Source organism: Streptomyces sp. NPDC048106 (assembly GCF_040706415.1).
GTDB lineage: Bacteria > Actinomycetota > Actinomycetes > Streptomycetales > Streptomycetaceae > Streptomyces.
In genome coordinates this window covers 252,469-269,585 of sequence record NZ_JBEZND010000008.1, presented here as the reverse complement: position 1 = coordinate 269,585, position 17,117 = coordinate 252,469, and the positions used below count along the sequence as shown (strand labels likewise).

Below are 17,117 nucleotides of genomic sequence, written 5' to 3'. Positions count from 1 at the left end.
CCTCCGCCTTGCATCTCGACGCACCAGACCCCGCTCACCTGGGTCAAAACCGTGCCGTGACTTCCCTCCACCAAGATCCGCCGGACACCCCCTAGCGGCGACCCCGCAGGTGACCCGCCACCCCCTTCGCGATCCGCCCCGCGTCCAGCGCCATCTCCCGCAGCATCCCGCTGATCGGGTTGGTGTAGCCGGTGAAGTACAGGCCGGGGGCCCGGTCCGGCGTCCGGCCGCCCCGCACCACCGGCTTCCCGCGCGAGTCCAGGACCTCCAGGTGTCCGACCAGCCCCTCAAGGCCCCGCGCGTACCCGGTCGCCGCGATCACCGCGTCCGGCGATATCCGGGAGCCGTCCGCGAGGACCACCTGCCCGGCCTCGAAGGACTCCACCGCCGCCACGACCTCGACCTTCCCGCGGCGCACGGCGTCGAGCAGGCCCACGTCCTGCACCGGGATCGCGCCCTGCCTCACCCTGCTGTACATGCCGGTGTCGGGCCGGGGCAGCCCCTGCGCGGACAGGTCGGGCATGGACAGTCTGGCCTGCCGGCGGGCCAGGCCGTCCACGAGGCGCACCGGCAGCCGTCGTACCAGCACACCGGAGTACTGCGCGGGCCAGCCGAGCGTGGAGCGGCGCACGATGTGCGGCACGGTGCGCACCGCGAGACGGACCCGCGCGGCGCCGCCCTCCACCAGGTCGACGGCTATCTCGGCGCCGGTGTTGCCGACCCCGACGACCAGCACGTCCCGCCCGGCGTACGGCCGCGCGTTGCGGTACGCGCCGGCGTGCAGCAGCTCGCCGCCGTACGACTCCCGCCCGGGCCAGTCGGGCACACGCGGGGTGTGGTTGTACCCCGTGGCGACGACCACCGCGCTGCCGGTCAGCTCGCGCCCGCCGGACGCGCGCAGCAGCCAGCCGGTGCCGTCCTCGGTGCGCTCGACGCGGTGCACCTCCACGCCGGTGACGATCTCCAGCTCGTGGTGCTCGGCGTACTTCTCCAGGTAGCGCACCACGTCGTCGCGCGACACCCAGCGCCCGAACCGGCGCGGGATCTTCAGTCCGGGCAGGGCGGACAGCCGGCGGGTGGTGTGCAGATGGAGCCGGTCGTAGTGCCGCCGCCAGGACGCCCCGACCGCGTCCGCCTTCTCCAGCACCACCGCCCGTATGCCGCGCGCCCGCAGCGCGTACGCGGCGGCGAGACCGCCCGGACCGGCGCCGATGACGTACACCGGGTGGTCGGCGGGGGTCGACGAGGGGTGCGTGGGGGTGGGACGGGAGACGGCCATGAGCGCGAGCGTAATCACCCCCCTGGTTGATGGGTCTCGGTCAAGACCGGAATTGGTTCCGGATTGATCACGGATGTGTGGGGTGTGCGGGTGGGTGGTGCGGGAAAAGGTCGGCGCGGCTGCTGATGTGACGGAGAGTCACGTAATTCATCGTCGCCCTTCGTGACATAAACCGGTTTCCCGCCTGACGAGTTGGCCCGGACGATGGCCTCATGCACCCCGATGCCTGGCACCTGACCGACGACCTCGACGACTTCCTCTCCCGCGCCGCGGACTTCCTGCGCTCCCGCCCGGCGTTGCACACCGTGCCGCTGACGGTCGCCGACACCCTCCGCAGCCGCGGACCGCACTACTACGGCGAGGGCGAACTCCTTTTCGGCACGCTGGAGTCGCACGGCGAGGTGGGCGCCGCCTTCCTCCACGCGCCCGCCATCGGCCTCCACCTCACACCGGTCACCCCGGCGCAGGCCGATGCCCTGGCCGCTCGTCTCGCCGGGCCGGGCCGTCGGCCCGTCCAGGTGAACGCCGAGCGGGACTCGGCCGCCGCGTTCGTGGACGCGTGGCGGCGGCGGGCCGACACGAAGGCGCGGGTGCGCATGCGGCAGCGGCTCTACCGGCTGGGCGAGCTGACGCCGCCCGCTGCGCTGCCGGACGGCCGGCCGAGGGTCGTCGGGGCTGCCGACCGGGCGCTGCTGGTCCGCTGGTTCGGGGAGTTCGCGGAGGCGGTCGGGGAAGGTGCCGGGCGGGACGCGGGCGCGTGGGCCGACGCCCGCATCTCCTACGGCGGCATCACCCTGTGGGAGGCCGCCGACGGCACGCCCCTCGCCATGGCCGGGGTGTCCCAGGAGGTCGCGGGGCAGGTGCGCGTCGCCCCCGTGTACACCCCGGCCGAGCTGCGGCGACGCGGATACGCCGGCGCGGTCACCGCCGAGGTCAGCAGGGCCGCGCGCGCCGCCGGAGCGGCCGAGGTTCTCCTCTTCACCGACCTGGCCGACCCCACGAGCAACGGCCTCTACCAGCGGCTCGGCTACCAGGGCGTCGCGGACTTCACGGTGTGGAGCTTCACGGACTGACCCCGCGCAGGCCGTCTCACGGCCACAGCAGTCCCCTGCTCCACCCGAACTCCGTGCTGCGGTACTCCAGCCGGACGTGGGCCCGGTCGGCGGCGCCCTGGAAGAACTCGACCGTGTCGGGGCGCAGCCGGTAGAGGGTCCAGGTGGGAGCCGGCCGGGAAGGGTCCTCGCGGGCCTCGGCCCACGCCGCCTCCGAGGCGCGGCGGAGCTCGTCCACGGAAGCCAGCTCCTCGCTCTGCCGTCCGGTCAGCGCCGCCGCGAGCGCGCCCGTCGAGTGGGCGTGCAGATCCGCCTGGCTCTCCTCGGGCGTCGCCGGCGTGACCGGCCCGCGCACCCGCACCTGGCGGCCCAGCACCGGCCAGTAGAAGACCAGGGCGGCGTACGGGCGGCTTTCGAGCGCGCGGCCCTTGCGGCTGGTGGCGTGCGTGGCGAAGGACCAGCCGTCGGGGTCGGCGCCGTGCAGCATCACGATCCGGGCGTCCGGCCGTCCCCCCTCGTCCGCCGTGGCCAGCGTCATCGTGTGCGGCTCCGGCTGCCCGGCCGCCACCGCCTCCGCGAACCAGCTCGTGAACAGCGGCAGCGGGGTCGGCGGGGCCGTCTCCGGGTCGAACGGCGGCAGCCGCGTCACCTCGGGCGGCCAGACGCGCTGGGTCAGGAGCAGGGCGTGGAGATCGTTCTGTGCCATGGGGCCGAGTATCCAAGCCCGCCGGGGCCAGGCCGCCTCGGCCCGGGGTCCGGCCGCCCCCGCCCGCCGTCCGCGCTCACCCGTTCGGGCCGTCCGGCGGCGCACGGGAGGGCATCCGGGTGCGCGGGCGGCACGGTCCGCCCAGGCTGGGGGCGGGGCCGACGGGACCGGCGGTGAGGGTGATGATCGTAACGGTGGTGGCGGTGCCGGAGGGCACCGTCGTGCGCACCGACCTGGCGGGGGCCCGCCGCAGGCTCGCCACCACCCGCTGCCTCCTCGTGGACGTGGAACTGCTGGAAGGGGAGGAGGGGGAGGAGGGAGAACAGAGGGAGGGGGAGCAGCAGGGGGAGTGGGAGCAGGGGGAGCAGCAGGGGGAGTGGGAGCAGGGGGAGGGGGCCGGTCCGCTGGCCCGGCTGCTCGGGATCGGCGGCGCGGACCTGGACTGGTTCGGGCGCCGGGGCGAGCCCGTCCGCGCGGACTTCCTGGGGGACGTCGTCGGCCTGGTCATCCCCGTCGTACGGGACGGACGCGTCACCTACGCGCACGCCGTGGCCGGAGACCGCTTCCTGGTCACCGCGCACCGGGGCCCCGCGTTCCTGGCGCCGGAGATCACCGCGCACGTGCGGCGGGAGCGGCCCCGTGACGCCGTGGCCGTGCTCTTCCTGGTGCTCCAGTCCGCCCTGGCCACCTTCCGCCGGGCCGCGGTGGCCGCGCTGCTGGAGGTGGAGGAACTGGAGGACGACATGTTCCAGCAGCGGCGCCCCGAGCAGGTCTACCGGCTGTCCCGGCTGCGCCGCCGTTCCGCCCTGCTGCATCACGCGCTGCTGCCCTACCTCCAGGTGATGGACGAGGTCATCACCCGCCGGATGATGAGCCCCGACTTCCCGGCCGAGCGGCAACGGCTCGCCCGTGAGTTCCAGCACGTGGCCCGCCTGGTGCTCACCGACATCGAGACACTCCAGGAGGCCACCCGGCGGGCCTTCAGCAGCTACTCGTCCCTCGTCGCGGGTGAGCAGAACGGCGTGATCAACCGGCTGGCCATCGTGTCCGTGATCTTCCTGCCGCTGTCCTTCCTGACCGGCTTCTTCGGCATGAACTTCGCCTTCCTGACGGACGAGTTGGAGAGCCGTGCGGTCTTCTGGCTGCTCGCGATCGGCCTCCAGGTGTGCGTGCTGGCCGGCGCCTTCTACGTCCTGCACCGCACCCGCGTCTGGCGGCGGCTGCGAGACGAGGATTAGCGCGAGATGCCTCCACAGCACGGCAGGCGGTGGTTCACCTCGGTGAACCACCGCCTGCCAGACAGGACTTTGCTGTTGATGGCGCGTACCTCGACGCACGGGTGCTATTTCGACGGCTTGCGCCCCGTGACGCCCAGGTGGACCAAAAGGGCCAGATTGGGCTTGAGTTCGGCCTGCTTGACGCCCCAGGCCGAGAAGCCCTTCTGGTGGGAGGCGACCGCGGCGAGCATGGTGACGAGGGAGCCGGCCACCGCGGCGGGGTTCACGTCCTTGTCGACGCGGCCCTTGGACTGGAGTTCCGCGATCGAGTCGGAGAGGGAGCTGTTGACCGAGTTCAGGATCTTCATGCGGATCTTGTAGAACCGTTTGTCCCCCTCGGCGGCGCCCAGATCGACCACGCGCAGGATCGCGTCGTGCCGCTTCCAGAAGTCCAGGAAGCCGTCCACGAGTTCCTGCGAGGTCTGCCATCCGGACTTGCCGGCCCAGGACCGCCCTTCGAGCAGCTCGGTCAACCCGGCGCCCTCGGCCGCCATTTGGTCGGCGATCTCCAGGACGGCGCCCTCGACGTCCGGGAAGTACTGGTAGAAGGTCGCGGGCGAAGTGCCCGCCTTCCGGGCGACATCGATGACCTTGACGTCCCGGTACGGGGAGGAGCTGAGCATCTCGCTGAGGCAGTCGAGCAGCTTCTGCCGGGTCGCCTGCCCACGTCGGCCGGCCACGCGGCCGTCGACGGTACGCACTTGTCCTGTCATGCCGTCAGCTTACCGAGGGGTGATGGGAGCGCGATTCGGCCGACTGCAAATGGGGTGCGAGGGCCCATCGAGCCTGGTGTGCCTGGTCTGCGCGCTGCGCGCCACCCGGTTACTTTGACGACATGGCCGAAAACAGGGCATCCGCGAACGAAGAGCCACACGGGGGTCAGAGCGGGGGGCCGGGGGGTGGTGGGCGCGCGGCGTCCGGGGCCCGGTGGGGGGCTGCGGGGCTCGGTGGGGCCTGTTCGGGAGCGCCCGGAGCGCTGGGTTCCGGGCTGGGCGGAGGGGTGGGCTCCGGGGCACGGGGAGGAACGTGCGGAGAGCCGGGGGAGCCGGGTGCCGGTCCGGGTGAGGGCGTGCGCGGGGCGCCGGTCGCGGGTCCGGGCAGTGAGACGCACGTCGCGCCGGGCGCGGTGCCGGGCGGCGCGGGGCGCGGAAGGGCGGGCGTCGGTCCGGGTGACGACCTGGGTACGGGTCCGGGTGGGGGAGAGACGGGGAAACCCGGTGTTGGTCGGGGCGAGGGCGTGGGCGGTGTGCCGGGCGCGGGTTCTGATGCAGAGCCGCGCGAGGCGCCGGGGGCGGGCGATGGTTCGGGTACGCGCGCTGGTGGAGCTGCGCGGGTAGGTCCCGGCGGGTCTGCGGCCGGAGGGCTCGGCGGCGCGGTGCGTGCCGCGGCGAGCGCGGGGCCGGGTGGGGGAGAGGCGGGGGACCCCGGTGATGGCCGGGGCGGAGACGCGCGGGAAGGCTCCGGTGCGGGGCGCGGTGAAGAGCAGCCGGGGGCCGGCCGTGGACCGGAGCCGCGAGGGGAGCCTGGCGCGAGACCGGGCTCCGGCGCGGACGCCGGCTCGCGCGAGGCACCCGGCGAGGGGGTCCGCCCCGGCGCGGGGGTGCGTCCCGGCATGCCCGCGGGCTCCGGAGAGCCGCCCGTTCCCACCGAAGAAGCACCCGTTCCCGCCGAAGAAGCACCCGAAGAAACACCTGACGACGCACCTGAAGAAGCGCCCGAAGAAGCGGTCGAAGGCGCGACCGAAGGCGCGACCGAGGCCCCAGCTCAAGCCCCCGCCGAGGCCTCGACCGAAGGCGCGGCCCAAGCCCCGGCCCAAGCCTCGACCGAAGGCGCGGCCCAAGCCCCGCCTCCCCGGCCCCCCTACCCCGAAGGCACCCCCTGCTGGCTGGACGCCCAGCTCCCCGACCTCGAAGGAGGCAAGCGGTTCTACGGGGAGCTGTTCGGGTGGAGCTTCCAGGAAGGGGAAGGGGGCTCCGTGTGGGCCAGGCTGGAAGGGCAGCCGGTGGCTCAGCTGGGGCGCAAGACGGACGGGCGGATGCCCACGGTCTGGACGGTGTACTTCGCGACGCCGGACGTCCAGACGCTCAGCCGGAGGATCATCGCGGCCGGCGGACAGATGGTCGTGGGGCCGTACCCGGTGGCGGAACTCGGCCGGGCCGCACTCGCCGCCGACCCCGAGGGCGCGGTGTTCGGGCTGTGGCAGGCGAGACGGCACCCGGGATTCGGGCGGCGGCACGAGCCCGGCACCTTCGTCTGGGCCGAGCTGTACACCCGTGACACCACCGGCGCGAACACCTTCTACGGCGGCCTGTTCCACCACGCGCTGTTCGCCCCCGGCGCCGAACCCGACTTCGGCCGCGCCGACCTCACCGACGTCTTCCCCGCCGAGATGCCGCCGCACATCCTCGCCCACTTCCGCGTCACCGCCCTCGACGAGGCGCTCGGTGTCGTACAACGGCTTGGCGGGCGGGTGCAGGCGCCGCCATTCGAGACGTCGTACGGACGAGTGGCCGTCGTCACCGACAATCAAGGGGCGTCGTTCGCGCTGCTGCAGCGGTAGACACCCCGATTTGTCCCCGGGTTCGCAACCGGCCGCCCGGCCAGGAAGAATCAGGGTGCGTGCCGCCATGGCGGTGCGGTGGTGAGACGCTGCACTTCGGTCGCGTACAAATGGGCTGGCGCGGCCAGTACGGGGAGGTGGCAGGCAAGTGGATCAGCTGACGCAGCACGATCCGCGGCGGATCGGGCCGTTCGAGGTGCTGGGCCGGCTGGGTGCCGGCGGCATGGGGCTGGTCTATCTCGCGCGCTCGGCGTCCGGCCGGCGCGTCGCGATCAAGACGGTGCGCACCGAGCTGGCCGAGGACCAGCTCTTCCGCGTCCGCTTCACCCGTGAGGTGGAGGCGGCCCGTGCGGTGTCCGGCTTCTACACGGCGGCCGTGGTCGACGCCGACCCGCGCGCCGCCGTGCCGTGGCTGGCCACCGCCTACGTCCCCGCGCCCTCCCTCGAAGAGATAGTGAACGAGTGCGGGCCGCTGCCGGCGCAGGCCGTGCGCTGGCTCGCCGCGGGCGTCGCCGAGGCCCTCCAGTCCATCCACGGGGCCGGCCTGGTCCACCGCGACCTCAAGCCGTCCAACGTGCTCGTGGTCGAGGACGGCCCCCGGGTCATCGACTTCGGCATCGCCTCCGGCGTCTCCAACACCCGTCTGACGATGACGAACGTCGCCGTCGGCACCCCCGCCTACATGTCGCCCGAGCAGGCCAAGGACTCCCGCAGCGTCACCGGCGCCAGCGACGTCTTCTCGCTCGGCTCCATGCTGGTCTTCGCGGCCACCGGGCACCCGCCCTTCCACGGTGCCAACCCGGTCGAGACGGTCTTCATGCTGCTGCGCGAGGGCCCGGACCTGACCGGTCTGCCGGACGAACTGCGCCCGCTGATCGACGTCTGCATGCAGATGGAGGCCCCCGGCCGCCCCACCCCGGCCGACCTCCAGGCCCAGCTCGCGCCCCATCTCTTCGGCTCCGGCTCCGACGACAGCGGCACCGCCTCCGCGTGGCTGCCCGAGAAGGCCGTGGCCCTGATCGAGGCCCGCCGCGGCGGGCGCCCCGCCGCCAAGCCGGCCCCGGCGACGACCGGCGCGGGCCCGCGGCCCACCGGTCCCGGCCCGCGCCCCACCGGTGCGGCCGTCCCGCCGCCCCCCGCGTACGACCCGCCGGTTCCCTCGGTCCCGCCGGTCCCGTCGGCCTCCTTCGCGGGCTCCGCCGCCCCCGACGCGGGTCCCGTCCGCCTCGCCGGCGCGCCCGTGCCGATCGGCCCCGGCCCGCGCGTCGCCGACGCCCGTGCCGCCGCCGTCAAGGCGCCCCCGCCGGAGGCCGGCCTGGTCGCCAACTGGTCCCGCCCGCGCCCCGGTCTGGCCGGCCCCGACCCCGCCGTACCCGCCGCCCCGCCCGGACCGCCGGAGCAGGCGAGCGGCTGGCGCCCCTGGCGTTTCCGCATGTCGAACGATGTCTGGGGCACCCCCTCCGTCGACGGCGACCTCGTCTACGTCACCTCCTTCGAGGTGCACGCGCTCGACGTGGGCACCGGCCGGCGCCGCTTCAAGACGCGGGACGTGGCCTGGTCCATGGCGGTCGCGGACGGCCGGGTGCACGCCTCCGACGGCCCGACCCTGTTCGCGCTGGACGCCCGCGAGGGCACCGATCTGTGGCGGCTGTCCACGGACGCCTGGGTGTACTCCCTCAAGGCCGACCGCGGCACCGTCGTCACCGGCACCCGGGGCGGCGGCGCCCAGGCCTGGGAGGCGTCGAACGGGCAGCGGCTCTGGGAGATCACCGGCTGCCAGACCGACTTCGAGACCCCCGAGGCGGGCCCGCTCGTCCACGACGGCACGGTCTACGTCTGGCAGGACGCCCGGCTGCGCGCGCTGGACGCCCGTACCGGCGAGGAACGCTGGGCGTACCCCATCGGCGACGCGGCCTCCTGCGGTGGTGTCCCGGTCCGCCTCACCCCGGCCCCCGACGGTTACGTGTACGTCTCCGCCGGCAGCCGTGTCCTCGCCGTCGAGGCGGTCAGCGGCATGGTGCGCTGGCACTTCGAGGCCCCGGCGGTCTTCCTCAGCCCGCCCGCCTTCGCGCCCGGCCCCGCCGTCACCGGCGGCGGCGTCTACCTCGCCGACTACCTCGGCACGGTCTACGCCCTCGACGCCACCGACGGCCGCGACCGCTGGCGCATCGCGACGGAGGCCCGTTCCTCCAGCGAGCCGGTCCTGGTGGCCGCCGGACACGTCCATGTCGGCAGCGGCAAGGGCCTGTACACCCTGGACGCGGTCACCGGCACCCCCAAGTGGCGCTTCCAGGCGGGCGGCGACGTGGTGGGCGCCCCGGCCGTCGCGGAGGGCCGGATCCACTTCGGCTCCACCGACCACCTGCTCTACACCCTCAAGGCCGACGACGGCCGGCTGCGCTGGAAGCTGGCCACGGGCGGCGAGATCACCGGTTCGCCGGTGGTCAGGGACGGAGTGGTGTACGCGTGCAGCAAGGACCGCTGTGTGTACGCGCTCGACGCGGAGAAGGGCACGGGGACGGCCCGGACGGCCTGACGCGCGTGGCGTGACGGCCGTCGTACCGGTTCACGGAAAGGGCTCCGGACGGCGGCCGTCCCAGGCCGACGCTACCCGGCGTGCCGGAAGCCCGCCACGCGGTGAGCGCCGCTGGATAGGGTGATCGGCATGCCCATGCCTACACGGACGCGCGCGCTCAGGTTCACGGCCGTACTTTCCTTCGTGGTCCTCAGCCTCACCGGCTTCTCCCGAGGGGGGCACAGCAGCCACGGCCACAGCTACGGTCACAGCCACGGCGGCGGCGGGGGAGGCGGGTGCAGCAACTCCCACCAGGACCACGACACTTCGTCCTCGTCGTCCTCGTCGTCCTCTGGCGGCAGCTCATACGACGACACCGACGAAACCGGCGGCGACGACTACTACGGCAGCAGCGGCACGAGCACCACGGGCGGCACGTACCGTCGGCCCACCCACGGCACCACGCCCTCCGCGTCCTCCGGGGGCGGCAGCGCGCTCAAGGACGGCAAGCTGAGACTGATCAGCTGCGCGAACGCGAAGCGGCCTTACGCGACGGTCGAGTTGACGAACCCGAACAACCGCAAGGCCACCTTCACCGTCGACGTCTCCTTCCGCGACCGCGACGACACGGAGATCGACTTCAACTACAAGAACGTCACCGTCCCCGCGAAGGGCACGGTGACGGCCAAGGTGGAATACGACTCGGGCTACTCCCCCGACCTCCCCGACCACTGCGAGATCGCTCCGGAGGCCACGGCAGTGGAATAACGGTGCGGCCGTGCTGGACGCCGTGGCGCCGGGCACCAGGTCGGCGGCCCCTGAACACACCTCGGCCGCGACGGCTCCCCCTCCGCGCCGCCGCGGCCGATCCCCGTTCGAAAGAAGGTCTAGCTGGGGTCGGACGTGATGTGGGTGTTGTCCGGCTGCACCGTGCCATCAGCCGCGATGCTCTTGGTGTCGGTGATGTGGGTGTTGAGCGGCTGCACCGTCGCGCCGGCCTCGGCGTCCGTGATGTGGGTGTTGAGCGGCTGCACCGCGGTGCCGGCCTCGGCGTCCGTGATGTGGGTGTTGAACGGCTTGATGGTCGGCTCGTCCTTGGTGGTGTCGCTCATCAGGTACTCCCCTTGGAATTCGTGTCGCAGCTGGGCGGGCCCATCCGGTCACTCCCCCGAGTTCGACCGGATGGGCCGCTGGAGCCGCCACTCTAGATCGCGAGCCTGGCGGCCTCACCGACGGTCCGTCCGCCCCCCGACGCGACGGCCCGATACCCAAGAGGATGCCGGGCGGCGATAAACGAACGATGAACGTGGACATGGACCGCGTATCAGGCTGCGGTGGCCGGCGCCAGAAGCGTCTGCACTTCCTCCGCCTCCGGCGAGTTCAGCCGCGCGTAGATTTCCAGGGCGTCCCGCCAGCAGACCTGGGCCCTGCCGGTGTGGCCTATCCCGTTCAGGGCCTTGCCGAGCACGGTCAGTACGTTGCCGCGGCGCCACTCGCCACCGATGTCCCTGAGCTGACTGAGCGCCATTTCGGCGTGGGCGGCGGCCTGGGCGGGGCGCTGGGCCAGCAGGTCCACCTCGGCGAGCCGGAAGAGAGTCATCCCCTCCCACAGTCGCTGCCTGCTGACCCGGAACACCGGCAGGGCCTGTCCGAGATGCGCGGCGGCGTCGTCCAGCCGACCGCTCTTTCCCAGGGCCAGCCCGAGGGCGTAGTGGCCGTTGGCGGCCTTGAGGGAATGCCCGAGCTCCTCGTACATGTCGGTGCCCTGCCGGGCGAGATGCACCGCGCTGTCGGCCCGATCGGTCTGGAGGTGCAGCCGCGAGAGGTTGCACAGCGCCGCCGCGGCCCCCGAGAGGTCACCGCAGGCGCGGAATTCCCTGATGGCCCGCTCCAGGTATTCCTCTCCCTCGGCGTAACGGCTCTGGTAGAAGCAGAACGCGCCGAGGATGTTCGCCGCCCAGCAGCAGGGAAGCGGGTCGTCGGCGGCTTCCGAGAGGGTGAGCGCTTGTCTGGCCTCCTCGTCGGCCAGGGCGAACTGCCCTGACCAGTGACGCGCGTTGGCCAGTACCAGGATGGCCCGGCCTTCGGCCCGGCCGTCGGAGGCGGCGTGGGCGGCGTTGCGCAGGGCGGCACCGGCGGCCTCGTACTCCTTGAAATTGGCGCCCGACTCCGCGAGATCGACCGCTGCCCAGAGCAGATCGACGGCTCGGCGCAGCGTCGTGCCGTTCGACGACTGTCTCACGCAGGCCAGGAGCGGTACCGCCTCGGCGTACAGCCAGTCCTGTGCGGCGCGCCGGTCGGGGAAGGCCAGCCCGGGGACACAGGTCGGCTCAAGGTGGTCCACCAGCCGGTCCCCCGGCCGCTCGATCGCGTACACACCCGCCGCCGTCGCCAGATAGAAGTCCAGCAACCGCGACATCGCCGCCCCCTTCTCGCTCGGTGGCTGTTCGTCGCGTTCGGCGCATGCGCGGGCGTAGAGGCGGACCAGGTCGTGGAAGCGGTAGCGGCCGGGTGCGGCGGATTCGAGCAGGGACGTGTCGACCAGGGACTCCAGCAGGTCCTCCGCGGACTCCAGGGGGAGGTCCAGGACCGCGGCCGCGGCGGCCAGGGAGATGTCCGGGCCGTCGGCGAGGCCGAGAAGGCGGAAGGCGCGGGCCTGGGCGCGGTCGAGCTGGCCGTAGCCGAGTTCGAAGGTGGCCTTGACCGCCAGGTCGCCGGCCTGCAACTCGTCCAGACGGCGGCGCTCGTCGGCGAGTTTCGCGGCGAGGACCGAGACCGTCCAGGTGCGCCGCGCCGCGAGGCGGGACGCGGCGATGCGGATCGCCAGGGGCAGGAAGCCGCACGCGGCGACGACGTCGAGGGCCGCGTCCCGCTCCGGGGCCACCCGGTCCGCGCCGACGATCCGGGTGAACAACGCCAGCGCCTCGTCCGGCGACATCACGTCCAGGTCGACCAGGTGCGCCCCGGCCAGGCCCACCATCCGCACCCGGGAGGTCACCAGCGCCGCACACCCCTCCGTGCCGGGCAGCAGGGGCCGTACCTGCGCCGCGTCCTTCGCGTTGTCGAGGAGGACGAGCACCCGGCGGCCGTCCAGCACGGAGCGGTACAGGGCCGCGCGCTCCTCCAGGGAGTCCGGGATCGCCGAGTCCGCGGTGCCGAGCGCGCGCAGGAAGGAGCCGAGGACCGTCTCCGGCTCGGCGGGGCGCGGGCCCGCCCCCTGGAGGTCGACGTAGAGCTGGCCGTCCGGGAAGGAGGTGCGGGCCCGGTGCGCCACGTGCACCGCGAGCGTCGTCTTGCCGACGCCCCCGATCCCCGCCAGCGCGGAGACCGCCATCACGCTGCCCTCCGCCTCCGTGGCCGACGCCAGCACCGCGCTGAGCTCGTCCACGAAGGCGGTACGCCCCGTGAAGTCCGGTACGGACGCGGGCAGTTGCGCCGGACGCACCGGCGCCGCGGACGGCTCCGCGACCGGCGCCGAGGGCTCCGCGAGGGCCGGGTCGGCCTGGAGGATGCGCTGCTGGAGTTCGCTGAGGCCGGGACGCGGGTCCACGCCCAGTTCCTCGGCGAGCAGGCGGCGCGTGTCGGCGTACACCGCCAGCGCCTCCGCCTGCCGCCCGCTGCGGTACAGCGCCAGCATCAGCAGCTCGCGCAGCCGCTCCCGCAGAGGGTGCGCGGCGGTGAGCGCCGTCAGCTCGGACACCGCCTCGGCGTGGCAGCCCTGCTCCAGGTCCATGTCGAGCCGGGACTCCAGCAGGCCCAGCCGCCACTCCTCCAGGCGCACCCGCTGCGTCTCCGCGTAGGGCCCGGGGACCCCGGCCAGGGGCTCGCCGTTCCACAGGTCCAGCGCCTCGTTGAGCAGCGCACGGGCCCGGGTCAGGTCCCCGGTGCCGCGCGCCTTCTCCGCCTCCGCGTTCAGGTCCTGCGCCCGTACGAGATCCAGCGCGCCCTCGCCGAGCCCGCGCACCGCGTACCCGCCGGACTCGCTCACCAGCACGCCGGAGTCCAGGACCTTCCGCAGCCGGGACGCGTACGTGCGTACGGCCGCCAGCGCCTGCGACGGCGGTTCGGACCCCCACAGCGCGTCGATCAGCTCCGCCGCCGTGGCCGTACGGCCCTCGCGCAGCAGCAGGGCGGCCAGCAGGGCCCGTTGCTGGGGGGAGCCCGTGTTCAGGGTCTCCTCGCCGCGCCAGGCCCGCACCGGACCGAGCACGCCGAACCGCAGCGTCCCCGCTTCCGCTTTCCTCGCGGAGCCAGGACGCCGCTGCTCAGGCACTCGCGGCCGATCGTCCATGCGTTCGCCCCCTAGGCATCACAGACAACCCCGTCAGTTTGCCTTGTTCCGGGTGGTTGCGTCAGCCGTGCGAGACGCCGATCACAGACCGCCGCACGCCGGTCCACAAACCCCTCACACCCTCTTCTCATGTACGTGACCGCTTCCAGATGTTGATGTGCCGTCAGATCGGTCTGAGATGCGTGCACCGCCCCCCGGTCCGGCCGCTCAGTCCGTCAGGTCCACCCGGATGGTCAGCAGATCCGTCCCGAAGGCGCGCACCGCCGTGCTGTTGAGCCGGGGCAGTCCGCGCAGCCGGGCCCGTGGATCGTCGTCCGGCAGAAGACGGGCGGTGCCGTGGTGCCACCGCCCCCGGATCCGCACCCGCACCCGCGGATCGGCCTCGATGTTGCGTACGTACTGCGATCTGCGCCCGAACTCCGACACCAGCCAGAACGCCCCGCCGACCCGCCGCCCGCCCACCGGCGTCCGCCGCGGCTCCCCGGAGACCCGGCCGGTGGTCTCCAGCACGGTCTGCGACGGCAGCCGCCGGATCACCGGGTTGAGCCGGCGCTGGAAACTGGTCACGATGCGGTGCTTGCGGTCCGCGCGGCTCGGCATCTCTGTCGCTCCCGTGTCTTCCGGCTGTCGCCGTCCCCCGGCTGTGTCCCGGCCGACCCCGGCCGACCCCGGCCGGCCACCGACTGACCCCGGCCGTCTCAAGGCCGTTTCCCGGCGGTGACGATGTGTCGGCTCCGTGCGAGGCGTGTGATGCCCGGACCGGCCCCGGGGGCCACGTGTTAGCCTCCCCCGCCATCAGGGTTTTCGCAACGGGGGAGCGAGATGGGCACGTCTTCGGACGGCTACACGGTCAGGTCCGGCATGTCCGGGCAGGCGGGCGCGCTGGACGACGCGGGCGACCACGCGGGTCACATACACCAGGCCATCCAGCCCCGCATGTGCTACACGCAGGACGCCCTCGGCGGCCCCGAGTCGAGCGCCGCGTTCGACGCGTTCGCCGCGGCCTGGCTCGACGAGGCCGCCACGCTGGAGTCGGGACTGCACGAGCTGGCCGACAAGGTACGGCTGGCCAAGCGGGCGTACCGGGGCGGTGACCACACGGCGGCGGCGCGATCCGCAGGCGTGACCATCGGCGCCCCGTCGGCCCCCTCGGCCCCCTCGGCCCCGTCGGCCCTGACGACCTACTGAGGGCCGGCCGATGACGGGATTCCCCGGGTTCTTCCCGGACCCCTTCGGGGCGCTCGCGACCCCGGAGGGCCGCCGGTCCTGGCTGGCCGGCCTGTGCACCAGCATCCCCAAGGCGGGGAACAAGAACGACCTGCTGGACCAGATCGACAGCGCCCTCCTCGCCTGCGCGCCGGTCGGAGACACGGCCACGCTCGAAGAACTCGGCGACTGTTACCGGAACCAGGTCGACAAGGTCGGTGACCTGCACGACCGTACGAGCAAGGTGGCCAAGAAGGGACTGCCCGAGGTCTGGGTCGGCGACACCGGGGTCCTCGCGTCCAGCGCGGTGGCCGCCACGGGCCGCGCCGTGACCAAGATGAGCGAGGCGTTCCAGGGCGGCGCCAAGGCGCTGCACACGCTGGCCGACGCGCTCGGCGCCGCGCAGCAGCAGGACGCCGACGGCCGCGCCAAGATGCGGCAGGCCCGGCAGCGGCTCGGCCCGCGGGACAGCTTCTTCGATCTCGGTGCCCTCCTGGAGAGCGAGGAGGAGCGGAAGGCCACCCTCAGCGCGGGCCGGGAACTCGCCACCCAGGGCATCGAGTCGATGCACAAGGCGGCCGTCGCCGCGGACGACGCGGTGCGCGCCGCGGCCCGCGATCTGAACAAGTGGGCGGCCGAGGCCCGCGCGGGCAAGATGCACACGGGGCAACTGACCGCGGTGGACCGGCTGATGCTCGCCGACGCCAGTGGCGCGTCCGGCCCGGCCGACCTCAACGAGATCCTCACCGCCAACGACCTCGAACGCTCCGGCCGCGCCATGGACCAGCTCTCGGCGGCCGACCGGGCCCGCATGGACCGGCTGCTGGCGGACGCGAAGACCCCCCAGGAGAAGGCCTACCTGATGAAGGCCCTCGCCGCGGGCCACAGCGTCGACGACATCCAGACGTTCGACGGCAAGATCCACGGCAAGGACGCGGCGTGGTTGCAGAGGCATCTGACGCCGGTCGTCAACCAGGGGGACAGCCTCAAGGACAAGGGCACGGACCCGTCCAGCGGCGCCAACATGAACACGGAGCTGCAGAGTTTCGACGGCCAGCAGTGGGCCCAGGGCGGCGACGGCATGGAGGGCACCTGCGTCGCCTCCTCCACGGTCACCGCCCGCGCCATGGTCGACCCCGTCTACGCCCTCTCGCTCACCGGCGGCCCCAGCGGTCAGGAGGACGACCCGGCGGCCTTCCGGAAGCGTCTGATCGACGAGCAGCACCGGATGCACACCGAGGGCCACGGCGGCGCCAACTGGGACGGCATGGACCTGAAGGGCCAGAGCGACATCTCCAACAAGGAGATCAGCCCGGAGACCGGAAGCGCCTACGACGTGCACGAGGTCCGGGACGCGGACTCACGGCGCGACATCCTGCCGGAGATCGAGAAGTCCGTGGCGGACGGCAAGCCGGTGCCCTTCGACGCCGAGGGGTACGAGCCGGACGGCACGCGGCACGGCCACTCGATGATGATCGTCGGCCAGGAGGGTGACAAGCTGGAGATCTACAACCCCTGGGGCCAGACCACCTGGGTCAGCGAGGACGACTTCGTCAACGGCGGCATGGCGAAGGCCAGCGACAACCGGCTGCCCAACGCCTACGCCGTCCATCTGCCACAGGACTGAGAACGTGCGATCTACGACGACTTCCCGCGCACCGCTCCTCGGCACGGCCGCCGCCCTGGTCTGCCTGTTCGCCCTGACCGGCTGCGGCGGTACGGACGGCGGATCCGGTACCGCCGCCACGCCCACCGTTTCGGCCACTCCCAGCGTGACGCCCGAGCCGAGCGGGAGCCCAGGGGCCGCCGAGTACGGCATCGATCACCCGTCCGTCACCGTCGCGGCGGGCAAGGAGTTCTCCCTCGTCGTCCCCTCGGCCGCGACCCTGGGCCAGAACTGGTACCTCGCCGACCCCCACCCGGACGCGGCCGTGCTGACGTACCTGGGCAAGCGGGAGTCGGGTAGCGACAGCAACAGCGACGTCGCCGGCGCCACCACCGGCACCCAATCCTTCCGCTTCACCGCTCTCGCGCCCGGCAGCACGACCGTACGGCTCCTCTACTGCCCCCTGCACACCTGCACCGGCCCCGGCCCCGACGACCGCTCCACCCTCGCCCCGAGCCCGGCCGGCCGGGCGGCGACCCCCTCTCCCTATCCCACCCTCACCGCCCGCCCCCGCGCACAGGCCGGCTACTACCTCTTCACCGTCACCGTCCGCTGACCCGGACCA

The 17,117-nt window shown here is 73.2% G+C and carries 14 protein-coding genes; 8 read left to right on the top strand and 6 right to left on the bottom strand.

The window, feature by feature from the left end:
- Window positions 1-91: 91 nt before the first annotated feature.
- On the bottom strand, window positions 92-1,279 hold the full coding sequence (locus AB0927_RS11475; RefSeq protein WP_366667331.1) for an NAD(P)/FAD-dependent oxidoreductase: 1,188 nt from the start codon (window positions 1,277-1,279) through the stop codon (window positions 92-94).
- 212 nt (window positions 1,280-1,491) lie between these two features.
- Between AB0927_RS11475 and AB0927_RS11470 the strand changes: the two genes are divergently transcribed.
- Entirely contained in the window at window positions 1,492-2,352 is an 861-nt protein-coding gene (locus AB0927_RS11470) for a GNAT family N-acetyltransferase (protein WP_366667330.1), read from the top strand.
- 16 nt (window positions 2,353-2,368) lie between these two features.
- On the opposite strand, the gene AB0927_RS11465 is transcribed toward AB0927_RS11470, so the two are convergent.
- The gene (locus AB0927_RS11465) at window positions 2,369-3,037 is read right to left on the bottom strand and encodes a pyridoxal 5'-phosphate synthase (protein ID WP_366667329.1); all 669 of its coding nucleotides are present in this window, start codon (window positions 3,035-3,037) and stop codon (window positions 2,369-2,371) included.
- A 182-nt stretch (window positions 3,038-3,219) separates the two neighbouring features.
- Here AB0927_RS11465 and AB0927_RS11460 point away from each other — a divergent pair, with 182 nt between their 5' ends.
- Complete coding sequence (locus AB0927_RS11460; protein WP_366667328.1) at window positions 3,220-4,275, top strand: CorA family divalent cation transporter; 1,056 nt, start codon at window positions 3,220-3,222, stop codon at window positions 4,273-4,275.
- Window positions 4,276-4,379: 104 nt separating this feature from the next.
- Here AB0927_RS11460 and AB0927_RS11455 read toward each other — a convergent pair whose 3' ends face one another.
- A complete protein-coding gene (locus AB0927_RS11455; RefSeq protein WP_366667349.1) occupies window positions 4,380-5,015 on the bottom strand; it encodes a TetR family transcriptional regulator in 636 nt (211 codons plus the stop codon).
- 1,184 nt (window positions 5,016-6,199) lie between these two features.
- On the opposite strand from AB0927_RS11455, the gene AB0927_RS11450 reads away from it, so the two are divergent.
- The 3 genes from AB0927_RS11450 to AB0927_RS11440 all read left to right on the top strand — a co-directional run bounded on the left by AB0927_RS11450 (window position 6,200) and on the right by AB0927_RS11440 (window position 10,157).
- Window positions 6,200-6,874, top strand: coding sequence for a VOC family protein (locus AB0927_RS11450; protein WP_366667348.1), 675 nt, complete (start codon window positions 6,200-6,202; stop codon window positions 6,872-6,874).
- A 148-nt stretch (window positions 6,875-7,022) separates the two neighbouring features.
- The gene (locus AB0927_RS11445) at window positions 7,023-9,410 is read left to right on the top strand and encodes a serine/threonine-protein kinase (RefSeq protein ID WP_366667327.1); all 2,388 of its coding nucleotides are present in this window, start codon (window positions 7,023-7,025) and stop codon (window positions 9,408-9,410) included.
- 129 nt (window positions 9,411-9,539) lie between these two features.
- A complete protein-coding gene (locus AB0927_RS11440) occupies window positions 9,540-10,157 on the top strand; it encodes a hypothetical protein (protein ID WP_366667326.1) in 618 nt (205 codons plus the stop codon).
- 119 nt (window positions 10,158-10,276) lie between these two features.
- Here the strand turns inward: AB0927_RS11440 and AB0927_RS11435 are convergent, their stop codons facing one another.
- The 3 genes from AB0927_RS11435 to AB0927_RS11425 form a co-directional block, all read right to left on the bottom strand.
- The gene (locus AB0927_RS11435; protein WP_366667325.1) at window positions 10,277-10,501 is read right to left on the bottom strand and encodes a hypothetical protein; all 225 of its coding nucleotides are present in this window, start codon (window positions 10,499-10,501) and stop codon (window positions 10,277-10,279) included.
- 212 nt (window positions 10,502-10,713) lie between these two features.
- Window positions 10,714-13,680 (bottom strand): BTAD domain-containing putative transcriptional regulator, encoded by a 2,967-nt coding sequence (locus AB0927_RS11430; RefSeq protein WP_366667324.1) that lies wholly within the window; start codon window positions 13,678-13,680, stop codon window positions 10,714-10,716.
- Between the two features lie 207 nt (window positions 13,681-13,887).
- The gene (locus AB0927_RS11425) at window positions 13,888-14,280 is read right to left on the bottom strand and encodes a nitroreductase/quinone reductase family protein (protein WP_366667323.1); all 393 of its coding nucleotides are present in this window, start codon (window positions 14,278-14,280) and stop codon (window positions 13,888-13,890) included.
- A 222-nt stretch (window positions 14,281-14,502) separates the two neighbouring features.
- Between AB0927_RS11425 and AB0927_RS11420 the strand changes: the two genes are divergently transcribed.
- Genes AB0927_RS11420 through AB0927_RS11410 form a run of 3 tightly spaced genes read left to right on the top strand, consistent with a single transcriptional unit; the run spans window position 14,503 to window position 17,108 of the window.
- The gene (locus AB0927_RS11420) at window positions 14,503-14,868 is read left to right on the top strand and encodes a hypothetical protein (RefSeq protein ID WP_366667322.1); all 366 of its coding nucleotides are present in this window, start codon (window positions 14,503-14,505) and stop codon (window positions 14,866-14,868) included.
- 10 nt (window positions 14,869-14,878) lie between these two features.
- On the top strand, window positions 14,879-16,513 hold the full coding sequence (locus AB0927_RS11415; RefSeq protein ID WP_366667321.1) for a peptidoglycan-binding protein: 1,635 nt from the start codon (window positions 14,879-14,881) through the stop codon (window positions 16,511-16,513).
- A 4-nt stretch (window positions 16,514-16,517) separates the two neighbouring features.
- The gene (locus AB0927_RS11410) at window positions 16,518-17,108 is read left to right on the top strand and encodes a protease inhibitor I42 family protein (protein ID WP_366667320.1); all 591 of its coding nucleotides are present in this window, start codon (window positions 16,518-16,520) and stop codon (window positions 17,106-17,108) included.
- The last annotated feature ends 9 nt before the right edge of the window (window positions 17,109-17,117 follow it).